Source organism: Roseateles noduli, assembly GCF_050626985.1.
Taxonomy (GTDB): Bacteria; Pseudomonadota; Gammaproteobacteria; order Burkholderiales; family Burkholderiaceae_C; genus Roseateles; species Roseateles noduli_A.
Window position 1 is genome coordinate 6,195,299 of the sequence record NZ_CP192463.1, and the last position, 25,919, is coordinate 6,221,217.

At 68.3% G+C, this 25,919-nt stretch carries 24 protein-coding genes; 14 read left to right on the top strand and 10 right to left on the bottom strand.

Features of this window, described 5'->3' with window-relative positions; all coding sequences use genetic code 11:
- Window positions 1–11: 11 nt before the first annotated feature.
- Entirely contained in the window at window positions 12–506 is a 495-nt protein-coding gene (locus tag ACQ4L4_RS27030; protein WP_431101873.1) for a DUF7684 family protein, read from the top strand.
- On the top strand, window positions 503–922 hold the full coding sequence (locus ACQ4L4_RS27035) for a lysozyme inhibitor LprI family protein (protein ID WP_431101874.1): 420 nt from the start codon (window positions 503–505) through the stop codon (window positions 920–922). Before ACQ4L4_RS27030 ends, ACQ4L4_RS27035 begins: the two co-directional genes overlap by 4 nt.
- A 45-nt stretch (window positions 923–967) precedes the next feature.
- Here ACQ4L4_RS27035 and ACQ4L4_RS27040 read toward each other — a convergent pair whose 3' ends face one another.
- The 3 genes from ACQ4L4_RS27040 to ACQ4L4_RS27050 all read right to left on the bottom strand — a co-directional run bounded on the left by ACQ4L4_RS27040 (window position 968) and on the right by ACQ4L4_RS27050 (window position 3,645).
- A complete protein-coding gene (locus ACQ4L4_RS27040; RefSeq protein WP_431101875.1) occupies window positions 968–1,264 on the bottom strand; it encodes a hypothetical protein in 297 nt (98 codons plus the stop codon).
- An 81-nt stretch (window positions 1,265–1,345) separates the two neighbouring features.
- Window positions 1,346–1,816, bottom strand: a complete 471-nt coding sequence (locus ACQ4L4_RS27045; RefSeq protein WP_431101876.1) for a hypothetical protein — start codon at window positions 1,814–1,816, stop codon at window positions 1,346–1,348.
- 8 nt (window positions 1,817–1,824) lie between these two features.
- Window positions 1,825–3,645, bottom strand: coding sequence for an AAA family ATPase (locus tag ACQ4L4_RS27050; protein ID WP_431101877.1), 1,821 nt, complete (start codon window positions 3,643–3,645; stop codon window positions 1,825–1,827).
- A gap of 148 nt (window positions 3,646–3,793) precedes the next feature.
- Between ACQ4L4_RS27050 and ACQ4L4_RS27055 the strand changes: the two genes are divergently transcribed.
- Genes ACQ4L4_RS27055 through ACQ4L4_RS27075 form a run of 5 tightly spaced genes read left to right on the top strand, consistent with a single transcriptional unit; the run spans window position 3,794 to window position 11,719 of the window.
- Window positions 3,794–5,206: an SWIM zinc finger family protein gene (locus ACQ4L4_RS27055; RefSeq protein ID WP_431101878.1), complete on the top strand. Its 1,413-nt coding sequence runs from the start codon at window positions 3,794–3,796 to the stop codon at window positions 5,204–5,206.
- Window positions 5,203–6,828 carry a DUF5691 domain-containing protein gene (locus ACQ4L4_RS27060; protein WP_431101879.1) on the top strand — a complete coding sequence of 542 codons (1,626 nt, stop codon included), beginning with the start codon at window positions 5,203–5,205 and terminating at the stop codon, window positions 6,826–6,828. Before ACQ4L4_RS27055 ends, ACQ4L4_RS27060 begins: the two co-directional genes overlap by 4 nt.
- Window positions 6,825–7,931, top strand: coding sequence for an ATP-binding protein (locus ACQ4L4_RS27065; protein WP_431101880.1), 1,107 nt, complete (start codon window positions 6,825–6,827; stop codon window positions 7,929–7,931). Before ACQ4L4_RS27060 ends, ACQ4L4_RS27065 begins: the two co-directional genes overlap by 4 nt.
- A 33-nt stretch (window positions 7,932–7,964) precedes the next feature.
- Window positions 7,965–10,499, top strand: coding sequence for a DUF5682 family protein (locus ACQ4L4_RS27070; RefSeq protein ID WP_431101881.1), 2,535 nt, complete (start codon window positions 7,965–7,967; stop codon window positions 10,497–10,499).
- Window positions 10,496–11,719, top strand: coding sequence for a VWA domain-containing protein (locus ACQ4L4_RS27075; RefSeq protein ID WP_431101882.1), 1,224 nt, complete (start codon window positions 10,496–10,498; stop codon window positions 11,717–11,719). The genes ACQ4L4_RS27070 and ACQ4L4_RS27075 overlap by 4 nt, the downstream gene beginning before the upstream one ends.
- Before the next feature lie 94 nt (window positions 11,720–11,813).
- Here ACQ4L4_RS27075 and ACQ4L4_RS27080 read toward each other — a convergent pair whose 3' ends face one another.
- Window positions 11,814–12,458 carry a DJ-1/PfpI family protein gene (locus ACQ4L4_RS27080; protein ID WP_431101883.1) on the bottom strand — a complete coding sequence of 215 codons (645 nt, stop codon included), beginning with the start codon at window positions 12,456–12,458 and terminating at the stop codon, window positions 11,814–11,816.
- 21 nt (window positions 12,459–12,479) lie between these two features.
- On the opposite strand from ACQ4L4_RS27080, the gene ACQ4L4_RS27085 reads away from it, so the two are divergent.
- A complete protein-coding gene (locus tag ACQ4L4_RS27085) occupies window positions 12,480–13,094 on the top strand; it encodes a demethoxyubiquinone hydroxylase family protein (protein WP_431101884.1) in 615 nt (204 codons plus the stop codon).
- Between the two features lie 39 nt (window positions 13,095–13,133).
- On the opposite strand, the gene ACQ4L4_RS27090 is transcribed toward ACQ4L4_RS27085, so the two are convergent.
- On the bottom strand, window positions 13,134–13,937 hold the full coding sequence (locus ACQ4L4_RS27090) for a redoxin family protein (protein ID WP_431101885.1): 804 nt from the start codon (window positions 13,935–13,937) through the stop codon (window positions 13,134–13,136).
- Between the two features lie 50 nt (window positions 13,938–13,987).
- Window positions 13,988–14,401, bottom strand: a complete 414-nt coding sequence (locus ACQ4L4_RS27095) for a VOC family protein (protein WP_431101886.1) — start codon at window positions 14,399–14,401, stop codon at window positions 13,988–13,990.
- Window positions 14,402–14,500: 99 nt separating this feature from the next.
- On the opposite strand from ACQ4L4_RS27095, the gene ACQ4L4_RS27100 reads away from it, so the two are divergent.
- From ACQ4L4_RS27100 to ACQ4L4_RS27115, 4 genes are read left to right on the top strand one after another with little or no spacing between them, the layout of a single operon-like run.
- Window positions 14,501–15,145: a LysE family translocator gene (locus tag ACQ4L4_RS27100; protein WP_431101887.1), complete on the top strand. Its 645-nt coding sequence runs from the start codon at window positions 14,501–14,503 to the stop codon at window positions 15,143–15,145.
- 13 nt (window positions 15,146–15,158) lie between these two features.
- Window positions 15,159–15,557, top strand: coding sequence for a VOC family protein (locus ACQ4L4_RS27105; RefSeq protein ID WP_431101888.1), 399 nt, complete (start codon window positions 15,159–15,161; stop codon window positions 15,555–15,557).
- A gap of 1 nt (window position 15,558) precedes the next feature.
- A complete protein-coding gene (locus tag ACQ4L4_RS27110) occupies window positions 15,559–16,137 on the top strand; it encodes a putative glycolipid-binding domain-containing protein (RefSeq protein ID WP_431101889.1) in 579 nt (192 codons plus the stop codon).
- 50 nt (window positions 16,138–16,187) lie between these two features.
- Window positions 16,188–16,526: a nuclear transport factor 2 family protein gene (locus ACQ4L4_RS27115; RefSeq protein WP_431101890.1), complete on the top strand. Its 339-nt coding sequence runs from the start codon at window positions 16,188–16,190 to the stop codon at window positions 16,524–16,526.
- A gap of 21 nt (window positions 16,527–16,547) precedes the next feature.
- On the opposite strand, the gene ACQ4L4_RS27120 is transcribed toward ACQ4L4_RS27115, so the two are convergent.
- Complete coding sequence (locus tag ACQ4L4_RS27120; protein ID WP_431101891.1) at window positions 16,548–17,765, bottom strand: MFS transporter; 1,218 nt, start codon at window positions 17,763–17,765, stop codon at window positions 16,548–16,550.
- A gap of 152 nt (window positions 17,766–17,917) precedes the next feature.
- Here ACQ4L4_RS27120 and ACQ4L4_RS27125 point away from each other — a divergent pair, with 152 nt between their 5' ends.
- Both ACQ4L4_RS27125 and ACQ4L4_RS27130 read left to right on the top strand, forming a co-directional pair.
- Window positions 17,918–18,889, top strand: a complete 972-nt coding sequence (locus tag ACQ4L4_RS27125) for a LysR family transcriptional regulator (protein WP_431101892.1) — start codon at window positions 17,918–17,920, stop codon at window positions 18,887–18,889.
- Between the two features lie 156 nt (window positions 18,890–19,045).
- The gene (locus ACQ4L4_RS27130; protein ID WP_431101893.1) at window positions 19,046–19,309 is read left to right on the top strand and encodes a hypothetical protein; all 264 of its coding nucleotides are present in this window, start codon (window positions 19,046–19,048) and stop codon (window positions 19,307–19,309) included.
- Between the two features lie 83 nt (window positions 19,310–19,392).
- Here ACQ4L4_RS27130 and ACQ4L4_RS27135 read toward each other — a convergent pair whose 3' ends face one another.
- The 3 genes from ACQ4L4_RS27135 to ACQ4L4_RS27145 form a co-directional block, all read right to left on the bottom strand.
- Window positions 19,393–20,352, bottom strand: coding sequence for a hypothetical protein (locus ACQ4L4_RS27135; protein WP_431101894.1), 960 nt, complete (start codon window positions 20,350–20,352; stop codon window positions 19,393–19,395).
- 67 nt (window positions 20,353–20,419) lie between these two features.
- The gene (locus ACQ4L4_RS27140) at window positions 20,420–21,943 is read right to left on the bottom strand and encodes an oligopeptide:H+ symporter (RefSeq protein WP_431105023.1); all 1,524 of its coding nucleotides are present in this window, start codon (window positions 21,941–21,943) and stop codon (window positions 20,420–20,422) included.
- A 234-nt stretch (window positions 21,944–22,177) separates the two neighbouring features.
- Window positions 22,178–25,327, bottom strand: a complete 3,150-nt coding sequence (locus ACQ4L4_RS27145; protein ID WP_431101895.1) for an Rne/Rng family ribonuclease — start codon at window positions 25,325–25,327, stop codon at window positions 22,178–22,180.
- Between the last annotated feature and the right edge of the window lie 592 nt (window positions 25,328–25,919).

Below are 25,919 nucleotides of genomic sequence, written 5' to 3' on the forward strand. Positions count from 1 at the left end.
GCTCAGCAGAAATGAAACAGCCCGAAACGGGGATGCACATGCGCGAAGGTCCGATTGATATCCCGCTGCCGATCTACCGTCACGTCGATCCCGACGGGGCGCTGCGCACGCTCGCGGCGCGTGCGCCATTCCGCGCAGTCGTCGTGGCCGAAGTCCCAGTGACGCCCGCTCAGCAGAATCGCATCAGCGACTGGCTCGTCGCCGAAGGCTGCCTCTACGCCATGGCGTGGGGCGTGGCCGCAAGCAGTTGGGACGATGCCATCGATTGGGCCAACATCGCAAAGTTCAGCGGCACCGCTGTGCCGGAGAGTGGCTTCGTCATGACCACCTGGCATGACGATGAGACGCTGAGCGAGGTGTTCGACTACGCAGTCCGCTGCGCAATTCATCCCACCGAAGCGTTGGACGAATTGATCGTTGTGCATGTGGCCGGCTCCGCCGATCCCGGGCGCATCCAATCCGCCTATCGAGCTGTACGTCCTCGTGATCACAAGGAGCATCCATGAAGAGCAATGGTTTCCGTTTCGACCGCGCCATCGCGCGACGATTGGCCTTCGCGGCGCTGGTCATGTTCGCCGCCTCCTCTGCGCATGCGCTGGACTGCGCCAACGCCGTGAGCACCGTCGACATGAACGACTGCGCCACACAGGAGCAGCAGCAGGTCGAGAAGCAGCTCAACGAAATCTATCGCCGCGTGCTGGCGGAAACGCCCGCCAAGGTCGGCGGAGCCAAGCCGGCGAAGCCGAAGGACAGCCTCGTCGCCGCTCAGCGCCTGTGGGTGAAGTTCCGCGAGGCCGATTGCAAGGCGGTGCTCGACCTGTGGTCTGAAGGCTCGATCCGCAACCTGCAGTACCTTGGGTGCATGCGCGATCACGCGCAGGTGCGCATCAAGCAGCTTGAGGCGTTCAGGCTGCAACCTTGAAACAGCCGGCGACTGACGTAGACCTATCCAATCATCCGGGCGCCGTCAGCGTGCAACGCCGCGGTAACGACGTACTGCGGAGGTCTGGATCGGATTGGTGTGCATCCAGGCCAAGGCCTCGGGGTCGGCAAGCACTGCCCTCAGAAAGACAGCGTCCCAAGAATTCTCCCCCATGGGCCCAACCGTCGCCGCGAGTTCCCGCTGCAGACCATTTCGCAGCCCTCTGAGGGTCTTGTAGCCAGACGCCTTTCCGCGCCACACGTTCCATTTGCTCACGAGCGTTTCGTGGAATCGTGTCGTGTTGATGCACCTGTCAATCTGATGTTCGACGCGGGCCAGCATGGTGCCACTTAGATGGCCAAGCGCGGCAGGGCTGAACTGGACTCCTTCATAGGGAGGCTTTAGCGTTGCAGTCACCAGCGCCTAGTCATATGCCGCGTCATCCAGATAGGGGTGAATCAGCGGGGTTGATGTTGTCGGTGTGCTCGCATACTTGTTGCGTTTGGAATTGCAGGTGCCGCAGGAAGGAATCAGATTCCAGCTGAAGATGGTGAACTCGGAAAAATGGGCCCTCGGCAAGTAGTGCTCCAGGGTGGTGGGCCCGTTGTTTCCGCAGAGTGGGCAGTGGCTGAGACCTTTGGCCGACCGATAGGTTTTGATCCACTGAAGTCCGTCGCGTACGCGTTTGGCTTTATAGAGTTCATCCAATTCCGCAGCCACCGAAGTTGGAAGCTGGAGGGGCTTGTTCCTGCTCGGGTCGCCCCCGGTCTCAAGATAGGTCACGCATGCCTTTCTCAAACTGGCTACATGGCTGCTAACCACGGTGCTTCCTGAAGCGAGGAGCCGGAGTACCTTCGCGTTGTTGGCCTTCGAGGGCGGTCTGATGGTACGCATGTGGCGCATTACTCCTTCGGACCGTTTGGATACCGCGTCGAGTCGATGACGTCCTGGTCATCCTCGGTGCCATCTTCCATCAGGGACGCAATGCGAGAGAGCATTTCCGGACTCAAGACCTCGGCGTACTTCTTGATCACCGCCTCGATAGGTAGCGTTCCCTCCGCCACTTGTTTGGCAAGTGAGAGATGGAATTTCTTGGCAGTGGCGTCCCCAAAGACCGCCTGAGAAATGTTGTCGACGCTCGCTCCCAGCGTGCGCAGATAGACCTCACTCTCCACGGGACCATCTTCGTCGACGATGTACACATGAGCGCAATGTGTCGGGACCTCGCGAACGACATAGGCGGAGTGCGTCGCAATGAGTGCTATGGACTTCGTGGCAGTCAGAACGCCGTACAGCAAGGTCATGAAATCGCACACCAGATTGGGGTGCAGGTGGGTCTCCGGTTCGTCGAGGATGACCAGCGTGCCCTCGTCGATGTAGCTCAGGAAATTGATGGCGAAACGGAAGAAGACTCTATGTCCGGAGCTGAGTTCGATCCATTCGGAGCCCGACCGGAACCGAACCTCGTGCTCAAAGTTCGCCGCGGCGAGCGCTGTCAGTTGCTGCTTCTCCCCGAGTGTGTTGATCTGCTGAAGAGAGATCCAGGCCTGCCCATCTTCTCCAACGATGGCGCCGTGGATCGACTTTCCAGTCACCGTGAGAGGGATCATGACCCGCGCGTCGATATGAGCACGCAGCGCATTCATCAGCAATGTGAAGCGACTCTTCTGGTCGGGGCCCAACCTGTCCGTGCTCCTGAGAATGTCAACCAGCAAGCGGGTCGTGTTCGCAGATTGGGTCGGCAGGCCCGAAGCCACCTCGGGACTTGATCTCGAGGCGTCGACATTTCGATCGTTGAGGTTTGCGAAGACGTATTCGAAGGAGGCATCCGGTCGTGTCGTAGTCGGGAAACTCGATCCGCCATCGAACGAGAAGCAGAGGACTCTTCGGAAGTCCGGCCCTTCAAAGATTGAATCGTCCCTTGTCGACGATTGGGCGTCAGTGACGAAGCTGGATCCGGCGCCGGGCTTCTCCGACTTGCGTCCGAGCTCCAGAACCAGTTCTCGCAGGAGCCGTGTCTTTCCGCAACCGTTCTTGCCAATCAGACAGTGGATGCGATCATCGATGACTGAGGACTCATCCAGGAACGTGCCAGTGAAGGTGTGCGGATCGCCTTTGAAGCCATTGAGGCTGCAGGAGAAGCGGAAGTCTCGTTTTGCGTCCGACAGCAATTCGGGTGGATTGGCCAGAAGATAGCGTCCGCCGCGGTGGAGCGCCTGGTACGCGGATCCTCGCCGCATGAAACCCAGAGAGAAGCCGTCGGACCTCATCAGTTGGGCCGAATGGACCTTGTCGAGACGAGCCGTTTCCATCAGGCTAAGAAGTTCATTGAAGACTGCCAGGAGCTGTCGACGTTCTCCCTGGTCCGTGACAAGGGCGGCCAAGTCGCGATAGGCATCCGCGCCCTGAAGCAGAGTGATGAAGCGAGGACGCCCCGCCTCGTCGAGGGGGGAGATCGAGGCGGCTGGTGCGGTGGGGGGAATCATGGCGTTCAGCCATGATTCAAAGCTGTGTCCGGATGGAGCAATCTTGGTCCAGTCGATCGGCATGACCAATGCGCGACGGACAAACGGTTCACGTTGATTCGGTAGCTGAATGGTCAGCAGCGCGTGGTAGTTGTGGCTGAAATCGTTCCAGTTGATGTCCGTGGGCGTCAATGTGACGGACGGTTCATCGGGATTGAAGCTTCTGCCGTGGCGAGCGAGATTGAGTGCAATGTCCATGTCGACTCCCTTTTCATTTCTATTCTTGAACGTGCAGTCTATGGGCTGAGCGGATGCCGACTGGGCTTGTCTGTTCGATCAGTGGCTCGCTCCGGCTAGACTCCAGCTCGAACTCACCCACAACGATTCGACCAGGGAGCGGGCCAGCATGACGCTGACCATGGAGGGCGTGCTGGCGCTGGCGCCGGACGAGGCATCGGCGAAGGCCGCGCGAGGGCTGACCTCGCCGGCCAAATGGCCGTTGCTCGGCGCCGATGACGCCGCCGTCTGGGGCGAATGCCAGGGCAGCGGCTCCAAGCCTTACCAGACGCAGGTCGACCTCAGCGGTCCCGCCTTTCGCTGTTCGTGTCCCAGTCGCAAGTTCCCCTGCAAGCACGGCCTCGCGTTGCTGATGCTGAGGGCGCAGGACGCCTCCCGCTTCGCCGCCGCGGAGCCCCCCGCCTGGGTCGCCGAATGGATCGCTTCCCGCGGCGAGCGCGCGCAGAAGAAGGAAGAGCGCGACCAGAAGGCCGTCGAGCGCGCGACCGAGCGCGCCGCGCAGATCGCCGACGGCGTCGATCCCGCGCAGGCGGCGTCGGCGCTTGCCGATCCCGACAACGCGCTCAAGCGCGAGTCGCACCGGTGGCGTCGCATCGAGGAAGCGTCCGCTGAACTGCAGCGCTGGCTCGGCGATCAGATCGGTCGCGGACTCGGCGCGCTCGACGACGCGGCGATCCGCGGCTGGCGCACGATGGCGGCGCGCATGGTGGATGCCCAGGCGCCCGGCCTCGGCCAGCGCATCGCCGCCGCCGCGGACGGCTGGCGCGTCGGCGCCGACTGGCCGGAACGCACGCTCTCACGCCTCGGTCTGCTGCAGCTCGCCTGCGAGGGCCTCGCCCGTCGCGAGACGCTGCCGGAGCCCGTTCAAGCCGATCTGCGCACCGTCTGCGGCTGGCCGCTCGACCAGGCCGAGGTGCTCGCGGCCGGGGAGCGCGTCACCGATCGCTGGGCGGTCCTCGGCGTGATCGTCGAGGAGCGCGAAGGCCGTCTGAATGAGCGCCGCGTCTGGCTGCACGGCGAGCGCTCGCGCCGGCGCGCGTGGCTGCTCGATCACGCGCACGGCGGCCGTGGTTTCGAAGGCATGTGGCTGCCCGGCATCGCCGCGGATCTGACGCTCGCCTTCTATCCCGGCAACGCGCCGCTGCGCGCACTGATCGCCGACGCGTCGCCGACGCTGGAGCCCGAGGGGGCCGTCGGGACGGTGCGCCTCGCCGGATCCGAGTCCTGGCAGGACGAATGGCAACGCGTCGCTGAACGCGTGGCTGCCCACCCCTTCGCGATGCTGCATCCGGTCGTGCTCGCGAACGCGACGCCGGTCGCCGCCGATGCCGGTCCCCATCTGACGGCTGACGGCCGCGCCGTTCCGCTGCTGGTCGGCGATGCCGACTGGTGGTCGTTGATTGCCGTCGCCGGCGGTCATCCGCTCGCCGTCATGGGCGAGTGGGACGGCCGTGCGCTGCGTCCGCTCACCGCCTGGCAGTCTGGAACGAAGGGCCCCGCGTGGTCGAGGAGTGCCGCATGAGCGCCTGGAAGCCGCTGCTGCCCGTGGCGATGGTGGGGACGGACCGACAGTCCGGTCCTCTGCCCGAATGGCCCGGTGAGATCGGCGCGCTCGTTGCACAAGTCGGTCAGGTCACGTCGCCCGGACAGGCTGCGCCTGGCACGCAGGCCGCGCCGCCCGCCAGTATCGTCGAGGGACCGGCGGGTCAGGTCTTGCGCACGATGGCCGTCATCGCGACTTGCGATGCCGCGGGCACGCAGGACCGCATCTGGACCGCCCCGCCCGCGGAGCCCGCGGCCGTCGACCGTCTCGCGGTCGTTCCCGAGCGCCTCGATGGGATCGAGGGCGTCGCCGGCTCGCCGCGCACGCTGTTGCGCTGGGCGCTGACCGAAGCGCCCACGCGACTTCAGCAGTTGGCGTTCGTGGCACTGGCCGAGGCGAATCTGCGCCTGCCCGAGATGCTGCTGCCGCTGGCGCTGGACGCCGGACGACGCGCCGTCGCACTGCGCGCGCCGTTGCTGCCGGTGCTCGGCGAGCGCGGGCTGTGGCTGGCGCGGCAGCGCGAGGACTGGCACTACGCCGCGGGCGCAGCCGGTGACGCCCCCGGCGAGACCCAATGGACCGACGGTACGCTGGAGCAGCGTCGCGCCTTCCTTGCCCGCGAGCGCGCCGCCGACCCCGCCGCGGGTCGCCGACGCCTGGAGGCCTCGCTGCCGGAACTCTCCGCGAAGGAACGCGCCGATCTGGTGGCGCAACTGGCGGTCGGGCTCGGCATCGACGACGAGGCGCTCCTCGATCGGCTGCGCGCCGACCGCAGTCGAGAAGTCCGTGATGTCGCGCTCGATCTGCTGCTGCGGCTGCCCGATGCGGCCCATCCACGACGCGCCGTCGAGCGGCTCTCGCCGATGCTGCGCCGCGAGCGCGCGCTGCTGCGCCAGCACTGGGTCATCGATGCGCCCGAAGCGGCGAGTGCCGACTGGGTGTCCGATCAGATCGTCATCGCGCGCTCGTCCACCGAGAAGCTCGGCGAACGCGCCTGGTGGCTCTGTCAACTGGTGCGCCAGGTGCCGCTGGACTGGTGGACCACCACGACAGGGATGACGCCCGTCGAGTTGCTCGCATGGGCGATCAAGACCGATTGGGCCGACGCCGTGATGCGCGGCTGGTTCGACGTTCTCTCCGCGACGCGCGAGATCGACTGGTGCGAAGCCTTCCTCGAGACGCAGACCCCGCTGCAGACGCATCAGGCGGCGCAGTCGCTCCAATGGCTGCCGCAGGTCCGTCGCGAACGCCACTGGCTGCGACACCTGCAACAGGGCGCCTTGCCGCTGTCGGCGCTCGTCGCCGCGGCGAGCGGCGGCGAGATGCTCGGCGCGGAGCTCTCGCAGGCGATGACCGGCCAACTGCTGTCGCGCGCCCGCGCCGGGACGCTGAAGGACGACTACGCCGTCCGCGCGATGCTGGTCGACTTCGGCGCGGTCGTGCATGCCGACAGCCTCTCCGCCTACGCCTCGCTGGCCGACATCCGCGCCGCCGACGAAACCGCCGCCCACGCGGAGCAGCTGCAGGCCGTCGCGCAGACGGCAGCGCTACGCCGCGCCCTGCTCGCCCTCTCACCCGATCCGACCCCGAGGACCTCATGACGACTTCCACCGAGACCTCCGCCGCCTCGCAGCTCCTGCGCCGTCATGCGGAGCACCAGTTCGCCGAGGAGCTCGCCGAGCTGAAGCGCCAGGACACCCGCACGCGTCCGGAGAACTGGGCGATGTCGCCGTGGGCCGTCCTGCGCTACCTGATGGGCGGGACGCTGGAGAACGGCTTCGAGGTCAGCGCCAAGTACATCGGCGACGAGCGGCTGATGGAGATCGCCATCGCCACGCTCGCGACCGATCGTGCGCTGCTGCTGTACGGCGTGCCGGGCACGGCGAAGTCGTGGGTGTCGGAGCACCTGTCGGCGGCGGTCAGCGGCGATTCGACGCTGCTGATCCAGGGCACCGCCGGCACCGGCGAGGAACAGCTGCGCTACGGCTGGAACTACGCGCAGCTGCTGGCCAACGGACCCAGCGAGGCGGCGCTGGTGCCCAGCCCGATGATGAAGGCGATGCGCGCCGGCAAGATCGCGCGCATCGAGGAACTGACGCGCATCCCCGCCGACGTGCAGGACAGCCTGATCACCGTGCTGTCGGAGAAGACGCTGCCGGTGCCGGAGCTTGGATCCGAGGTGCAGGCCACGCGCGGCTTCAGCGTGATTGCCACGGCCAACAACCGCGACAAGGGCGTCAACGAGCTGTCCGCCGCGCTGAAGCGCCGCTTCAACACCGTCGTGCTGCCGGTGCCGGCGAGCGAGGAGGCCGAGGTGTCCATCGTCGTCAAGCGCGTGGCCGAACTGGGCGTCGCGCTGCAACTGCCCGCGGAGCCGCCGGCGCTCAAGGAAGTGCGGCGCATCGTGCAGATCTTCCGCGAGCTGCGCAACGGCCGCACCGAGGACGGCAAGACGCAGCTGAAGTCGCCCAGCGGCACGCTGTCGACGGCGGAGGCGATCTCCGTGATCAACAGCGGCATGGCGCTGGCCGGACACTTCGGCGACGGTGTGCTGCGTCCGCGCGACGTGGCGTCGGGCCTGCTCGGCGCGATCGTCAAGGATCCCGTGCAGGACCAGGTCGTCTGGAACGAATACCTCGAGACGGTCGTCAAGGAACGCACCGAGTGGAAGGACCTGTACCGCGCCTGCCGCGAGCAGTCCTGAGCCGACGAGTCTCCCGAGATGTCCTGAGCGGTCATGAGCGATCCGGTCCATTACTTCGGCGTGCGGCACCACGGCCCCGGCTGCGCGCGCAGCCTGCTTGCCGCGTTCGAGGCGCTGAAGCCCGACTGCGTGCTGATCGAGGGTCCGCCCGAGGCGGACGGCCTCGTCGCTGCCGTGCTCGATCCCGCGATGGCGCCGCCAGTCGCGCTGCTGACGCACGGCGTGGAGGAATCCGGCCGCGCCGTCTATCACCCGTTCGCGAGCTTCTCGCCGGAGTGGCAGGCCTTGCGCTGGGCGGGCGTCGCCGGCGTGCCGGTGCGGTTCATCGATCTGCCGGTCGCTGTCTCGCTCGCGCTGGAGAAGGCGAGGGAAGAAGCGACCGGGCAGGCGCCTGCGGAGCCCGAGTCCGCCGAGTCTGAATCCGCGGAGTCCGAATCCGCGGTGTCCGAATCCGACGAGGCCGAGTCCGCAGAGTCCAAGTCCGTGGAGCCCAGGTCCGCGGGGACGGCCGACACGCCCGATGCGGACGAGGCCCAGGCGGATGCCGCGACGGAAGAGCCCATGGAACGCTCGACGCGCCGCGGCGATCCGCTGGACTGGCTCGCGCGCGCGGCCGGCTACGCCGATGGCGAGACCTGGTGGAACCACATGGTTGAGGAGCGCGGCGACGGCGAGGACCTGTTCGCCGCGATTTCGGAGGCGATGACGACCTTGCGCGCCGAGTCCGGCGACGACGAGACGCTCGATCCCCGGACGCCGCATGCGCATCGCGAGGCACTGCGCGAGGCCCACATGCGCCAGTGCATCCGCGCGGCGCGCAAGGAGGGCTTCGCGCGCATCGCGGTCGTCTGCGGCGCGTGGCACCTGGGGGGCTTGCGGGCCGAGGTCACCGCGAAGGCTGACCAGGCGCTGCTCAAGGGCCAGCCCAAGCTCAAGGTCACGAGCACCTGGGTGCCGTGGACCTACCGGCACCTGGCGCGCGAAAGCGGCTACGGCGCCGGCATCCACTCGCCCGGCTGGTACGAACACCTGTGGCTCAGCGGACTCGACGGCGAGCGCCGTCCCCGTGCGATCGGCTGGCTGGCGCGCGTGGCGCGGCTGATGCGCGAGCGTGATCTCGATTGCTCCTCCGCCCATCTGATCGAGGCCGCCCGGCTCGCCGACACGCTGGCCGCGTTGCGGCAGCGACCCGCGCCGGGCCTGGACGAGTTGCACGAGGCGACGCGCACCGTCATGACGCTGGGCGACGAGGCGGTGCTCGGTTTCATCCGCGACGAGCTGGTCATCGGCGATCGCCTCGGGAGCGTGCCGTCCGACGTGCCCACCGTGCCGCTGCAGCGCGATCTGGAGCAGCTGCAGAAGTCGCTGCGCATGAAGCCCGAGGCGACGCAGAAGACGCTCGACCTCGACCTGCGCCAGCCCAACGATCTGGCGCGCAGCCATCTGCTGCACCGGTTGCGGCTGATCGATCTGCCGTGGGGCGAGATCGCGCGCACGGGCAAGTCCTCGCGCGGCACCTTCCACGAGATCTGGACGCTGCAGTGGCAGCCGGAGTTCGCGCTGCGCGTGATCGAGGCGAGCCGCTGGGGGCAGTCCGTCGCGCGGGCGGCCACGACCGCGGTGGCCGAGCGCTGCGGGCGTGCCGCGACGTTCGGAAACGCCAACCGCGCCAACGGCCCCAGCGGCAGCGGTGGCGCCGGTGGTGCCGGCAGTGCGGTGAGCGCGCTAAGTGCCGGCAAGGGCCCCACGCTCGCCGCGTTGGCCGAGCTGGTCGATCGCGTGCTGCTGGCCGACCTGCCGGAGGCGGTGACGATCGCGTCCCGCGCGCTGCAGGACCATGCCGCCGTCACCGGCGATGCCGACCAGTTGCTGGGCGCGTTGCCGCCGCTGGCCAACGTCTTCCGCTACGGCAATGTGCGGCAGACCGATGCGCAGATGGTGGGGCAGGTCTTCGACGGCCTCGTGACGCGCGCGGCGATCAGCCTGCCGCTGATGGGCGACTCGCTGGACGAGGCCGCGGCGGAACAGATCCGCGATCGGCTTCTTGGCGCGCAGGCGGCGGTGCGGCTGCGCGATCCGGGTCGCCAGTCCGAGCCGTCGACGCAGTGGCGGGCCGCCATCGCGCAACTGGCCGGCCGCGAGGGCGCACATGCGCTGCTGCGCGGCCTCTGCACGCGACTGCTGCTGGACGACGGCCTGATCACGGCGGACGACGCCGGCACGGCGATGTCCCTGCAGCTGTCGCGCGCGGCGGAACCGGCCAGGGCCGCTGCGTGGCTCGATGGGTTCCTCAATCGCAATGCTGTCGTGCTGCTGCATCACGACGGCGTCTGGCCGCTGGTCGATGCGTGGCTGAGCGGACTCGACGACGAGCACTTCATCCGCGTGCTGCCGCTGGTGCGTCGCACCTTCGCGCACTTCGACGCGGGCGAGCGACGCGACCTCGGTCAGCGCGCGGCGCGCAAGGGCGGTGGTGCCGGCGCCGTGATGGCAGCGGCGGAGTGGGACGAAGCGCGCGCGGCGCTGCCCCTGCCGTTGCTGCGAGTGATGCTGGGAGTGGATGCATGAGCGCGCCTGACGACTTGAAGGACCCGACGCCCGTCGTGACCGGCCCCGTGACGACGACCGATGCGGATCGCCTGCGCCGATGGCGCCTGGTGCTCGGCGGCGAAGCCGAGGACAGCTGCGGCGGCCTGAACGGCGACGCGGTGGAGATGGACCAGGCGCTGAGCGCGCTCTACGACGACGGTGGTGGCCTGGGCGACGACCGCCGTGGCGGTCGCGGCAACTCGGCGCCGCGCGTGGCGCGCTGGCTCGGCGACATCCGCAAGTACTTCCCCAGCACGGTGGTGCAGGTGATGCAGAAGGACGCGCTGGAGCGTCTGCACCTGCGTGACATGCTGCTGCAGCCGGAGATGCTGCAAGGCGTGCAGCCGGACGTGCACCTGGTCGCCAACCTGATGGCCCTGTCGCGGGTGATCCCGGCGGGGACGAAGGAGACGGCGCGTCGTGTCGTGCGGCAGGTCGTCGATGAGCTGATGAAGCGGCTCGAGGAGCCGATGCGGGCGGCCGTGACCGGCGCGCTCGACCGTAGCCAGCGCAACCGCCGGCCGCGGCTGTCGGAGATCGACTGGCATCGCACGATCCGCGCCAACCTGCGCCACTGGCAGCCGGAACTCCGCACCGTGATCCCCGAAACGCTGCACGGCTACGGTCGCAAGGCGCGACGTCCGCAGCGCGAGGTGGTGTTGTGCATCGACCAGAGCGGGTCGATGGCGAACTCGGTCGTGTACTCGAGCATCTTCGGCGCGGTGCTCGCGTCGCTGCCGGCGGTGAGCACGAAGCTGGTCGTCTTCGACACGGCGGTCGTCGACATGACCGAGCAGCTCGACGATCCGGTCGATCTGCTGTTCGGCGTCCAACTGGGCGGCGGGACCGACATCAACGGCGCGGTGGCCTATTGCCAGTCGCTGATCCGCGAGCCGCGCAACACGATCTTCGTGCTGATCTCCGACCTGTACGAAGGCGGCGTCGAGCCGCAGCTGCTGCGCCGCGCTGCGTCCCTCGTCGAGAGCGGCGTGCAGTGCGTGGCCCTGCTGGCGCTGAGCGACGAGGGCGCTCCGGCCTACGACCGTGCGCTCGCGGCCAAGCTGGCGGCGCTGGGCGTGCCGTCGTTCGCGTGCACGCCGGATGCCTTCCCGGGCTTGATGGCCGCGGCGATCCGCCGCGACGACATCGGCGCATGGGCGGCGGGGCAGGGCATCGTCACGGCGGCCAAGGGCGCCTGACCCGCGCCCCTGGGCGTCGGTGCCGGACGGACGATCGGCCTGCCGGCTCGTCTCAGACTCAGACTCAGACTCAGACTCAGACTCGGACTCGGACTCAGCGTCCGCCCGCGCCCTGCGCCATCTTCGCGAAGTACGCCGACTGGCCGGTCTTGTTGAGCTGGTACCAGGCCTCGAGCGTCTCGGGCTCGTAGATGTCGAGTGTGTCGAAGATCGCTCGCGCGAAGTCCAGCGCCGACATGCCGCCCGCGGTGATCAAGCCGCGGTCGATCACGACGGGTTCGTCGACGTAGCGGTCACTGCCGGCGTACTCGTCGACGCCCTTCAGGTAGGACAGCGCGTTGCTCGTGTGCTGCCGATCGTCGAGCACGCCGAGCCGCGCGAGGCCCGCCGTCGCGCCACAGATCGCGGCGACGCGCTTGCCGGCGTCGAGGAACTCCTTGGCCCTCTTCGCCGCCTCCATGTGCTCGCCCTTGTCCCAGCCGGCGCCGCCGGGAAGGATCAGCAGCTCGCTGTCGTCGGGGAACAGTGTCGACAGGCGGATGTCGGGCATCACCGACAGGCCGCCCATCGACCGCGCCAGGTTGGCGCCGACGGCGGCGACGGTCTTCACCTGCCAGTCGCCCGGCGTCTTCTGGAATTCGGGCGTGTTGATGCCCGCGACCGCGTAGGCGGCCTCCCAGTCGGCGAAGCCCTCGAAGAGGTAGAGGTGGACGGTGCGGGTGGGGGCGGTGGTGCTCATGCCGACATGGCGGCAAGGTGCGTGCCCGCCGGCCAGACCCTGGAGAAACCGCGCATGACGGCGTCACAAGGCGTGGGCGACACTCGCCGGATGGATCTCACTGTTGTCTCCTTGCGCGACGGCGAAACGCTCGGCGATCGCTTCCTGAAGGTCAACCATGCGGGCGAGCACGGCGCCGTGCATATCTACGCGGGGCAGATCCTGATGGCGCGCATCCGGGCACGCTCGATGCTTCCCGCGCTGCGCGAGTTCAAGGCGCATGAGGAAGGTCATCGGGCGATCTTCTGGCGCGAGCTGCAGCGCCGAGGTCGGCCGCGGTGCCGCAGCTACTGGCCATGCGCCCTCGGCGGCTTCGGGCTGGGCCTCGTGACCGGCCTGCTCGGCCGCCGGGCCATCGCGGCGACCACGGTCGCCGTCGAGCGCGTCGTGCTGGCCCATCTCGACGCCCAGGTCGCCTGCCTGCAAGGGAAAGACGCAGCGGCGGTCGACGCCATTGCCGCGATCGTGGCCGAGGAGCGTGAGCATTGCGATGCCTTCGCTGACGAGCTCGGCGAAGGCTCGTTGTGGGTGACGCTGCTCACGCCGATCGTGGCCGCGTCGACGAAGACGGTCATCTGGCTCGGCTTGCGCTTGTGAGGCGGACCCACGCGCCGGCGCACCCTGTGACCGCCAGCGTCAACGCAGCCGCGCCAACATCGCCTCCAGCGCCGGCTGCGACAGCTCGCCGGTGCGTTTCCCGACGAGCTTCCCCGAGGCATCGAAGAGCAGCGTGGTGGGATAACCCGCCTGCTTGAACACAGCACTGGCCTGCCGGCGTTCGTCGATGGCGACATTGCTCATGGTCAGGCGCTGCTGGCCCAGCCACTTCGCGACGTGGGCCGCGTCCTCGCCCTGGTTGATGAAGACGAAGCGCACGTCCGGTCGGTCGCGCTGCGCCTGCGCAAGCATCGGCATCTCGCGGATGCACGGCCCGCACCAGGTCGCCCACAAGTTGATCAGCACGGGCTTCCCGCGCAACGCGGCGAGATCGATCGCCTCGCCGTTCAACTGCTCGAAGCGCAAGGCCGGCAGCGGTTCGGCGGCAGGCCGCATGGCGAGCTGGATCTGCCCCGCGATCACGATCGCGGTGCCCAGCGCCAGCGGCACGGTCGCCGAGAGCCGCATCGCCGGCACGTTCCTCAACTTGAAGGTCGCGTACATCCACATCGCGACGATGCCGACCTCGGGCGACCAGCCGCCGTCGCGCAGGTTGAGGATGCTGAGCGGGTGCTCGGCGTACAGCTCCTTGTACTGGTAGAGGAAGCCGAGCCGCGCGAACACGAGGGCGACCCACAGGCTGCGCCACAGCAGCGGTCCCGCGTCCTGCCCGCGCTTGCGCTTGAGGAAGGTCGCGACGGCCAGCGACGCGGCGACCGCCGCGCACAGGTGCAGGAAGGCCCATGGCAGTACGAGCGGGCCGATGGCGACGGCCTCGTTCATCGCGGGCAGTCGGGTGAGCGGGCGGACGCGCGGTCGGTCACCGGGACGGATCAGGTCGCGAAGATCCCGTCCGTGGACGCGAAGCCCTTGACCTCGATCGGATTGCCCGAAGGGTCGAGGAAGAACATCGTCGCCTGCTCGCCGGGCTGGCCGGCGAAGCGGATGCTGGGCTTGAGCACGAACTCGATGCCGCGCGTCTCCAGCCGGTCCGCGAGCGCGCGCCAGTCCGGCATCGCCAGGATCACGCCGAGGTGCGGCATCGGGACCAGGTGATCGCCGACCTTGCCCGTGTTGCCGGTCTTGAACGGCTCGCCGAGGTGCAGCGAGATCTGGTGGCCGAAGAAATCGAAATCGACCCAGGTGTCTGTGCTGCGGCCCTCCTCGCAGCCGAGCACGCCGCCGTAGAAGGCGCGGGCGTCGTCGAGGTCGCGCACGTGATAGGCCAGGTGGAACACGGATCGCATGGGGACTCCCGGGCAGGGGTGATCGATCGGACGATCCTAGCCCCGAAGCCGTGCCCGCTAACATCGGACTCCTCTGTGTCGTGCGCTTGGGAGATCGGTGTGGATGTGACCAGCTGGTTGGGCTTTGTCAGTGTGGCGCTGTTCGTCACGTTCACGCCGGGGCCGGCGGTGCTGATGGCGATCTCGAATTCGCTCAGCGTCGGGCCGCGGCGCGCGATGGTCGGATCGCTGGGCAATGCGATCGGCCTGCTGGCCGTGTCCGCGGCGACGACGGCGGGCCTCGGCGTCCTGCTGAGCACGTCGGCCCAGGCCTTCCTGGTCGTGAAGCTGCTCGGCGCCTGCTACCTGATCTGGCTGGGCATCAAGCAGTGGCGCCAAGGCGCGCGGATGTCGATGGCCACGGGCGATGCCGCCGCGGCGGAGGTCGCCGGCCTGTCGCGCCAGGCGCTCTTCCTGCGCGGCATCATGGTCGCGCTGACCAATCCCAAGGCCATCCTGTTCTTCACCGCGCTGTTCCCGCAGTTCATGAACCACCCGGAGACGGCGCTGCGCGATTTCGTCGTGCTGACGGTGACCTTCTCGTCCTGCGCGGTGCTGGCGCACGCGTTCTACGTGCTGCTCGCGCGGGCGCTGCGGCGCGGGCTGGCGTCGCCGACGCGGGTGAAGCTGATGAACCGGACCTTCGGCGCGTGCTTCGTCGCGCTGGGCGTCAGCCTGCTCGGCTGGCGCGGCCGGACGCAGTGAGCGCGGCGCGGCCATGTTCTCGCATGTGTTCATCGGCGTCGCCGACTTCGATCGCGCCATCGGCTTCTACGCGCCGCTGATGGCCGTGCTCAATCTGCCGCAGCGCTTCCGCGATGACAGCCGACCGTGGGCGGGATGGCAGTCGGTGCCCGGGCCGCGTCCTCTGTTTCTCATCGGCAGGCCATTCGACGAACTCGCGCCCGCCGCCGGCAATGGTCACATGACCGCGTTCATGGCCGACACGCGCGCGATGGTCGACGCGGCACATGCCGCGGCCCTCGCGCACGGCGGCACTTGCGAAGGACCGCCCGGTCTGCGCCCCGACTATCATGAGCACTACTACGGCGCCTACTTCCGCGATCCGGATGGGAACAAGCTGTGCGTGGTGTGTCATGCGGCGCAGCCGGTCTGACATGCCGCTGCCGCGCACCGTCTGCTGGATCCCCCTCTGGAACGCCGCGCAGCCCGGCGTCGGCATCGAGCACCTGCTGCTCTCCGACGGGCGTGCCGATGGCGTCGTGATCGCGATCGATGAAGAGGTCGGACCGTTCCGTCTCGCCTATCGGCTGGACTGGGATGAGTCGTGGCGGTTGCGCGAGGCGACCTTGTCCTTCATCGATGACGAGGGCGGTGCCCTCCGTGCGATGCAGCTGAAGACCGACGGCAGTGGCCATTGGCGGGACGGTGCGGGGCGTGTCCTCGCCGAACTCGACGGATGCCTCGACATCGACATCTGGCCCACGCCGTTCACCAACAGCTTTCCGATCCGGCGCGTGCCGTTGGCCGTCGGGGAACGACGCGAGTTCCGCACGGCCTGGGTCGACGGCACCGCGCTGAACGTGCGCCCGCAGGCGCAGGCCTATACGCGGCTCGACGAGCGGCTCTATCGCTTCGAGTCGCTCAACGGCTCAGGCTTCGAGGCGGAGTTGCCGGTGGATGAAGACCTGCTGGTCCTGGACTACCCCGGTCTGTTCAAGCGTCATCGTGACTGATGCGTAAGGTCGCGATACTGCGCGACCCCGCCGACCGTTGCCTCCACACCATGAGTTTCCAAGCCACGTTCCTCGACTACCTCCACCGCTACGCCGCCAAGGACCTCGACGGCATCGCCGCGATGTTCTCGGAGGACGTCACGCTGCGTGATTGGAATCTCTCGGTGAAGGGGCGCGATGCCGCGATCGCGGAGACGCGCAAGAACTTCGAGTCCGCCGCCTCGATCCACATCGAGGTGCTTCGAGTGCTGGAGAACGCGAGCTCGGTGGCCGGCGAACTGCGCATCCTCGTCGACGGGCACATCGAGCTGTTCGTCGTCGATGTGCTGGACTTCGACGCGGAAGGCCGGATCACGGCGATCCGGGCCTTCCTCGGGCGGGGCGACTGAGCGTGCCCCGCGCGCGCGGCGTCATTCGTCGGCGGTGAGCCGCACGAGCAAGGCGCCGACGCTCGCCACCGTCGCCAGGCCCGTCACGCCAATCCATCCCCAGTGCGTGAGCAGCACGCTGCCCAGCGCCGCGCCGGTGGCCATGCCGATGAACATGCCCGTGAACAGCAGTGCGTTGAGGCGGCTGCGCGCGGCCGGGTCCAAGCTGTAGACGATCGTCTGGTGCGCCACCAGCGCGGCCTGCACGCCAAAGTCGAAGACGATCGCGAGCACCACCAGCACGACGATCGCCGCGCCGCGGTCCAGCCAGGCCGTCACCGACATCACCGCGAAGGACAGCGCCACCAGCAGCGAGCCCAGCTTGGTCACCAGGCCGGGGCCGCGCTTGTCGGCGAAACGACCCGCCAGCGGCGCGGCCAAGGCGCCCGCAGCACCGGCCAGACCGAACGCGCCCGACACCGCGCTGCCCAGGCCGAAGCGCTCGTGCAGCATTACCGCCAGCGTCGACCAGAACGCGCTGAACGCCACGGCCAGCAGCGCCTGCGCGATCGCGGCGCGACGCAGCGTCGGCAGCGTCCGCCACAGGCCGCCGAGCGAGCTCAGCAGCGCACCATACGTCGTGCGCATCACCGGCGGCGAGGACGGCAGCCAGCGCCAGCTGGCCAGGCCCGCGACTGTCAGCGCCAGCGCCGCCAGGCCGTAGACCCAGCGCCAGCCCAGCGCCTGCGCGATCACGCCGCTCATCACGCGCGACAGCAGGATGCCGAGCAGCAGTCCGGTCATCACCTGGCCGACGATGCGGCCGCGATGTTCCGCCGGGCTCAGCGAGGCGGCCATCGGCACGACGTCCTGTGCCAGCGTCGCTGTCAGTCCGAGCACCGCGCTCGCGACCAGGAAAGGCGCGAAGCCCGGCGCGAAGCCGCACAGGAGCAGCGTGGCGATCAGCAGCACGAACTTGGTCAGGATGACCTTGCGGCGATCGAAGCGGTCGCCGAGCGGCGTCAGCAGCAGGATGCCGGCCGCGTAGCCCAGCTGCGTCAGCATCGGCACCGCGCCGATGCCGGCGGTCGAGGCGTGCAGGTCCTCGGCGAGTGGCGCCAGGATCGGCTGGCTGTAGTACAGCGACGCGGCGCCGAGGCCCGCCGACGCCGCCAGCAGCACGATCAGCGGCGTGGACGGGGTGGCGGGGTCGCGCGGCGCGGCGGCGGCGGCGTTTGAAGGCATGGGAAGACTGGACATGGCGACTCCCGGAGGATGGGTCAAGATGGCGTGAAGAGGAAGGAGGCGAGGGTGGGTGAGCACCCGATGACCCGCATTCTTCGGATTCAGGGCCTTGGCGGGAACCGGTCCGGCTTGCACAGCGCCCATACGCACGGCGTATAAAGCGAGCCATGAACGACGCCAACCGGGACAGCGGCCAGGACCGCCTCGCACTGCTGCAGACCTTCCTCCGCGTGGCGGAGGCGGGCAGCTTCTCCGCCGCCGCGCTGCAGCTCGCGACCACGCAACCGACCGTCAGCCGCCGCGTGCAGATGCTGGAGTCGCTGCTGGGCGCCCGGCTCGTCGAGCGCTCCACGCGCGGACTCCGGTTGACCGAGGAGGGCGAACGCTGCGCCGCGCAGGCGCAGGACCTGATCGACGGCTGGCAGTCCCTGGCGGAAGAACTCGAAGGCGGCGAGGAGCTCTCCGGGACCCTTCGGCTGCGCGTGCCGCATGCCTTCGGGCAGAGTCAGCTGATCGAGCCGCTCGCGGCTTTCCTCACCAAGCACCCGAGGGTGTCGGTGGAGTGGATGCTGCAGGACCAGTTGCCGGACTTCAGCCGCGAGAACGTCGACTGCTCGCTGCTGGTCGGCGAGATCAGCCAGCCCAACCTGGTCGCCACGCAACTGGCCGAGATCCCCCGCGTGCTGGTCGCCACGCCGCAGCTCGCGAAGAAGCTGCCCAAGGGCCTGGGCAAGCGGCCGCCGGAGGAGATCGCCGAACTGCTCGGCGCGCAGCCGTGGCTGGCGCTGCTGGCGTTCTATCGCGACGGCGTGGATCTGCGCGCCGCGGACGGCGAGGCGCGGATGCACATCGCGTTCCGTCCGCGCCTGGGGACGGACAGCCTCTTCGCGCTGATCGAATCGGCACGTCGCGGATTGGGCCTCGCGCTGGTGTCGCAGTGGGCCGTCTTCGACGACATGGCCGAAGGGCGTCTCGTGCGCGTGCTGCCCGAGTGGTGCGCGACGCCGCTGCCGATCTCGCTGGTCTATCCCTCGCGCCGACTCCAGCCCGCCCGGCTGCGCGCGTTCCTGCAGGTGATGCGCGAGGTCATTCCAACCATGCGCGGCATGCGAGAAGTCCGCCGCCGCGCCAGGACGTGAGTGCTTCCACCTCCACAAGTTGAGGATCACGACGACTCATCCGTCGCACATATCGACCAAGAGCCTCAGAACCAGCTAGTGCCAGGGCTTGCCGCGAGGCGTAGATTGATGGCTCTGGCTGTGCAACTTGAGATGAGAGGGCTTATGCAAATCAAAATGTTCATCGCACTGCGCCGTGCCGGCGTGTCCGAGAGCGACGCGCACGCCGCCACTGATGCCGTGGGCGACGAGATCAAGGCGAGGTTTCAGGACGTGAAGGACGAACTGGCATCCAAGAAGGATGTGGACAAGGCCAAGACGGAAATCCTGTCGGTGATGGAGCGGCGATTCGGCGCCCATTTGTGCTGGACCATCGTGACCATCGGCGGAGGTTTTGAAATTCTGGGGATCGTGCTCAACCTGTACCGGTTGCTTCCATGACCTGCCGAAGAAAGAAGAAGACCGCCCTCGGGCGGTCTTCTTCATGGTGCCGTTGAATCTTCCGATCAACGACGAGCGAGCGATCAGCCCTTCGTCGCGGGCTTCGCCGGCGCGGCCGGCTTCTTCGCTCCCGGCGGCAGCGCCTTGCCGGTGCCGGTCATGGCCATCTCCATGTCCATGCGCATCTTGTTGCCCTGCGGGCCGGCCATGTCCACGCCCATCGTCATCGCCATCGTGCTGCGCACCATCAGGCGATCGGCGAGCCGCAGGTCCATCTTGCCGCGGCCCGAGCCGGTCATCGCGCCCTCCACCGGACCCGCCGGCGCCGACGCGCCCGAGGCCGTCGGTGTCGGCGCGGCGAAGCTCATGTCCATCCGCACGTCCACGTCGAACGACGCGATGCCCTTGTTCACCGACGTCAGCGTGTACCGGCCCAGCAGCTTGCCCGCCTTCGTCGACGCCATCGGCAGGTTCATGTCGATCGGCATCTCGAGGGTCTCGCCGACCTTCAGCGACTTGCCGTTGAACTTGCGCATCCAGTCGAAGCTCTGGTTGAAGATCTTCTCCTGCATCTCCTTGCTCAGCGCCTGCGCCTGCCCGGCGTTGGACAGCTGCAGATCGATCTTCTCGAACTGGTCGTCCTTCAGCTGCGCGCTGAAACGCATCGGGCCCTGCGGCGGCATCGGCCGCGCCTGACCGGTGCCGTCGCGCATCTCGCTCTGGAGCGTGGTGACCTCGGCGTTGAGCGTGTAGGCGCCGTCAGGGCCCTTCGCCGTCGTCGACAGGTCCTGGCGCATGCCCATCTTCATCGTGATGGGCATCGAGGCCTTCATCTGCGCCATCTGCGCGCGCTGCTGCTCGGTCGCGTTCGGCGGCAACTGCATCGACATGTTCATCTTCATGTCCATGGCGATGTCGACCTGCTGCCGCGACGACGGCAGCGGCACCATGTTGAGCTTGACGCTGTCCTGCGCCATCGCGGCGGGCACCGCCACCGCGGCCTGCACCGCCAGCGCGGCGACGAGGGAAAGGATTCGAGCCATGTGCGTGTCTCCCTGGATCTGCTTGAGTCTGCTTGAATCGTCGTGAATCTGCCGGGGCGGTGGACCGTCAGCCCCGGTAGTTGTCCTGCATCCGGTACCCGCGCGCATACAGCGCGAAGAGCAGCGCCGCGAGCAGCGCGAAGCCGGCGAAGAAGAACATCTGGAAGGCCGTGACGCTGGTGCCCGTCGACTGGATGTAGGCCGTCACCGCCGCGCCCTTGACGCTGGAGTTGGCCAGCAGCACCCACAGGTTGCCGATCGTCACCGACAGGTTCCAGAAGCTCGTGATCACGCCCTTCATCGCCAGCGGCGCCTGACTGTAGGCGAACTCCAGACCGGTCGCCGACACCAGCACCTCGCCCAGCGTGAGCAGCGCGTAGGGCAGCACCTGCCAGGTGATGTCGACCGCGTGGCCGCCGTCGATCCACAGCTGCAGGCCGCCGACCACGATCCAGGCGAGGCCCGCGAACGCGATGCCCGCGCCCATGCGGCGCAGCGCGGTGACCTTCAGGCCCAGCTTCGACAGCAGCGGATACAGCACCAGGTTGTTGAACGGGATCAGGATCATGACCAGCGCCGGATTCAGCGCCTGCATCATCGAGGACTTGAACCATTCGGGCTTGGCCATCTGGTCGGCCTGCAGCACCCAGGTCGAGGCCTTCTGGTCGAACAGGGACCAGAACGGCGTGACCAGCGCGAACAGCACCAGCAGGCGCAGCACGGTGCGCACGCCCTCGACGGCCTCGGCCGGGTGCACCGCGCGGGCGCGCTCCAGCTGCATCCACGCGCCGACGCCGCCGAAGCCCATCACCAGCACCAGCGCCGAGCAGAACGCGATCACGAAGCCGAGGTTGGGCGTCAGCACCAGCGCGCCGATGGCCAGCACCACGCCCAGCCCCGCGACGAACAGCCCGCCGCGGCCCTGGCCGGGCGCCTGCGACAGCAGCGCCGTGCGCACGACCTTCAGGAAGCCGTGCGGGTCGCGGTGCGACTCGCCGGCCGGCACGTGCGTGTACTTGCGGCGGCCGCTCCAGAAGATCACCGTCGCGAGGAACATCAGCGCGCCCGGAATGCCGAACGCGACGCTCGCGCCGAACTTGTCCAGGAAGATCGGCATCAGCAGCGACGCGAAGAACGAGCCGAAGTTGATGATCCAGTAGAAGGCGTCGAAGACCTTCTGCGCCAGCGTGCGGTTGCTCTTGTCGAACTGGTCGCCGATGAACGAGCTCACCAGCGGCTTGATGCCGCCCGAGCCCAGCGCGATCAGGAACAGGCCGAAGTAGAAGCCGCGCAGGTTGTTCTCGAAGATCGCCAGACAGGCATGGCCGGCGCAGTACACCAGGCTCAGCCAGAAGATGGTGTTGTACTTGCCGAAGAAGCGGTCCGACAGCCAGCCGCCCAGCAGCGGGAAGAAATAGACGCCGATGACGAAGGTGTGGAACACCTCCTTGGCCTCACCCTTGCGCAGCGGCTCCGGGATCGCCAGCAGCAGGCTGGTCATCAGGAACACCGTCAGGATGTTGCGCATCCCGTAGAAGCTGAAGCGCTCGCAGCCCTCGTTGGCGATGATGTACGGGATCTGCGGCGGCATCTTCGGCTTGGCCTTCGCCGCCGAGTCTGCCGCGCCTGCCGTGTCGCCCCCAGGGGCGGCGATGGTGGAGGAGGTGTTCAAGAGTCTGTCTCCGTCATGTCGCGAGGCGCTCGTGACGCCCCAAAAGGAAAGCCGCCGGGCAGGGCCTCGGCGGCTTGGCGGCGAACACCGGTGGGTGCCCGCCGCGATCTTCAGTCGATCAACCGGCCTTCATCAGGCGCGATCGTCGTTGCTTTACGCTTCGAAAGGCAGCTTGATCTGGTTCAGATCCTTGCGGGTCTCGACCAGCACCAGCGGGCCTTCGTCGACCACCACCACCGGCGCGGGCTCGCGGCCCAGCGGCGCGGCGGCCGGCTCGGCAGCCATCGCAGCCTTCGCGGCGGCGATCTTGTCGGCGTCGCTGTTGACCCAGACCAGGCCGGCGCCTTCGGCGACAGCGCTGAGCTCGGTCATCGGCAGCTCGAAACGAGGCACCGAGGCCGGGGCCGGCGCGGCTGCCGCGATGGCAGGCGCAGCGACCGGCGTCGGGGCAGGGGCCTGGACCGGCGCCGGCGTCGGCGCGACAGCGGCCACCGGCGCTTGCACCGGTGCCTGCTTCGGCTCGTCGCCCAGTTCCAGCTGACGCGGCGCGGCGCCGGCATCCAGCACGATGCCGTCCAGCGCGGCGACTGCCGGCGTCGGAGCGACGTCGCCCGCGGCGTTCACGCCATCGACCGGCGCGCCTTCACCTTCGCCTTCGCGGCGGTCACGGCGATAACGGTCGCGACCACGGCCACGACGGCGGCCCTGGCCTTCCGCGCCGCCTTCCGCGCCTTCCTCGCCGGCCGGGGCGTCGCCCTCGACCACCGGGGCGGCGGCGGACTCGGCGCCATCAGCGAACGAGGTCTCGCCGGTCGGGGCCTGGCCTTCGACCAGCGCGCCTTCGACCTGCTCCGCGCCCTCGACGCCATCACCGCGATCACGGTTGCCGCGACGACGACGACGACGGCCTTGACGCTCGTCGCCGGCTTCGCCCAGCGGCGTCTCCAGCGGTTGCGTGTCGGCGAAGGCGATCGGCGACTCGACGTTGGCCGCTTCGGTGCCGGCCAGCGTGGCGAGTTGCTCCTGGTTCACGTCGGCGGGGCGTTCCTCGCGGCGGCGGCGGCCTTCGCCGCGCTCGCCCCGGTCACCGCGCTCGGCGCGTTCCGGACGGTCGCCACGCTCAGGACGATCACCGCGTTCGGTGCGTTCCTGACGCGGCGCGCCTTCGACGGCCTGTTCCGGCTTGTCGGCGCGCTCGTTGCGGCGCGGACGGTCACCGCCGCGCTCGCCACGGTCGCCGCCACGTTCACCACGCTCGCCGCGATCACCACGCTCGGCGCGATCGCCGCGTTCCGGACGCTCGGCGCGACCTTCCTGCTGCGGCTTGCCTTCGCCGCGCGGCTTGCCGTCGCGGGCCTTCTGTTCACCGCGCTCGCCGCGTTCACCGCCAGCGCGTTCACCACGCTCGCCGCGTTCGCCACGGCGGTTGCGATCACCGCCACGGCCGCCGTTGCGGTCGCGATCACCACCACGTTCGCCACGCTCACCGCGCTCGCCACGTTCCTTCTTGGCGGGTTCGGCCGACTTGGCCGCGGGGGCCGGCGCCGGTGCGGGCGCAGGCTCGCCACCGAACAGGCTCTTGATCCAGCCGAAGAAGCCACCACCGGCGACCACGGGCGCGGCTGCGGCGGCAGGCGCCGCCACCGGGGCGGCAGCCACCGGCTCGACGGCCTTGGGCGCGGGCGCGACCGGCATCGGGGCCGGCTGCTCCGGCAGGATGCCCTTGATCAGCGGCTCCTGCTTGTTCTTCTTCTCGGCGCCGCGGCGGGTGATGCTTTCCTCTTCCTGCTGCTCCTCGATCATCGTGTAGCTCGCCTGCAGGTTCTCCAGGCGGGGATCGTCGTGGCGCAGGCGCTCGAGCTTGTAGTTCGGCGTGTCGAGGTGACGGTTGGGCACCAGCAGCACGGTCACGCGCTGCTTCAGCTCGATCTTGGTGATCTCGGTGCGCTTCTCGTTGAGCAGGAACGAGGTCACTTCCACCGGCACCTGCACGTGCACGGCGGCGGTGTTGTCCTTCATGGACTCTTCCTGGACCATGCGCAGGATCTGCAGCGCGGAAGATTCCGTGTCGCGGATGTGGCCGGTGCCGTTGCAGCGCGGGCAGGTGATGTGGCTGCCTTCGCTCAGCGCCGGGCGCAGGCGCTGGCGGCTCAGTTCCAGCAGGCCGAACTTGCTGATCGAGCTGAATTGCACGCGGGCCCGGTCCTGGCGCAGCGCGTCGCGCAGGCGCTGTTCGACCTCGCGGCGGTTCTTGGACTCCTCCATGTCGATGAAGTCCACGACGATCAGGCCGCCCAGGTCCCGCAGACGCATCTGGCGCGCGATCTCGTCGGCGGCTTCCAGGTTGGTGCGGGTGGCGGTTTCCTCGATGTCGCCGCCGCGGGTGGCGCGCGCGGAGTTCACGTCCACCGAGACCAGCGCCTCGGTGTGGTCGATCACGATGGCGCCGCCCGAGGGCAGGTTCACCGTGCGGCTGAAGGCCGTCTCGATCTGGTGCTCGATCTGGAAGCGGCTGAACAGCGGCGCGTCGTCACGGTAGCGCTTGACCTTGTGTGCCGTCTCCGGCATCACGTGCGACATGAACTGGTGGGCCTGTTCGAAGATGTCGTCCGTGTCGATCAGGATCTCGCCGATGTCGGCGGTGAAGTAGTCGCGGATCGCGCGGATCACCAGCGACGACTCCTGATAGATCAGGAAGGCGCCCTTGCCGCCCGACGCTTCGTCGATGGCGGTCCAGAGCTTGAGCATGTAGTTCAGGTCCCACTGCAGCTCGGCGGCGGAACGGCCGATGCCGGCGGTGCGGGCGATCAGCGACATGCCCTTCGGGTACTCGAGCTGGTCGAGCGCGTCCTTGAGTTCCTCGCGGTCCTCGCCCTCGATGCGGCGCGAGACGCCGCCGCCGCGCGGGTTGTTGGGCATCAGCACCAGGTAGCGGCCGGCCAGCGACACGAAGGTCGTCAGCGCCGCGCCCTTGTTGCCGCGCTCTTCCTTCTCGACCTGGACCAGCAGTTCCTGGCCTTCCTTGATCACGTCCTGGATCTTGGCGGAGCGCACGTCGGCGCCTTCGCGGAAGTAGGTGCGCGAGATTTCCTTGAACGGCAGGAAGCCGTGGCGGTCCTCGCCGTAATCGACGAAGCAGGCCTCCAGCGACGGCTCGACGCGCGTCACGACCGCCTTGTAGATGTTGCCCTTGCGCTGTTCGCGGCCTTCGATCTCGGTCTCGAAGTCCAACAGCTTCTGGCCATCGACGATGGCCAGGCGACGCTCTTCCTGCTGCGTCGCGTTGATCAGCATGCGTTTCATCAGTTCTCCTCCACGCCAGGGCGTTGCCGCTGACGCGCGTACCTCAGAACCGCCGCCGGAGATTCACCGGCGGGCGATTCGACCGATGCACGAGAAACGCGAAAGAACCAATGAAAGGATCGCCCTGGACTGCAAATTGAACGGCTCGTTCGACCGTTCAGCGATGCAGCGTTGGCGCGTGCGCCGCGGGCCCCGGATCGGCTGTTTGGGTCCTCAAGCGCGCCGACTGAGGCGCGACCCGACCACGGCCGGAGCCTGGCGTGTGGACGAAGCCAACACGCGCTCGCAGGCGGCGGGGGGTGGAATGGACCGAAGAAAACATCCGGAAACGGAGCCTGGGTGCTGACGTCAGCGCCGGGGCTTGCGCCCGTCTTCTGACGTCGTGAAACCTTGTTGTGCTGCCCGCGCCGCCTGTCGACATCCTGGAATGCGACCGGCCACATGGGCATGGTTCTGACGACGTTGCTCTGCCGTCCGGCCTCGGTGCCTGCCCGCTCGCTTTGGGAAGCGGGCCCGACCTCGATGACCTGACGTTGCATCACCAAAAGTGATGAGCAGCCTACTCACAATGACTGCTCACCGCCACGTTCTC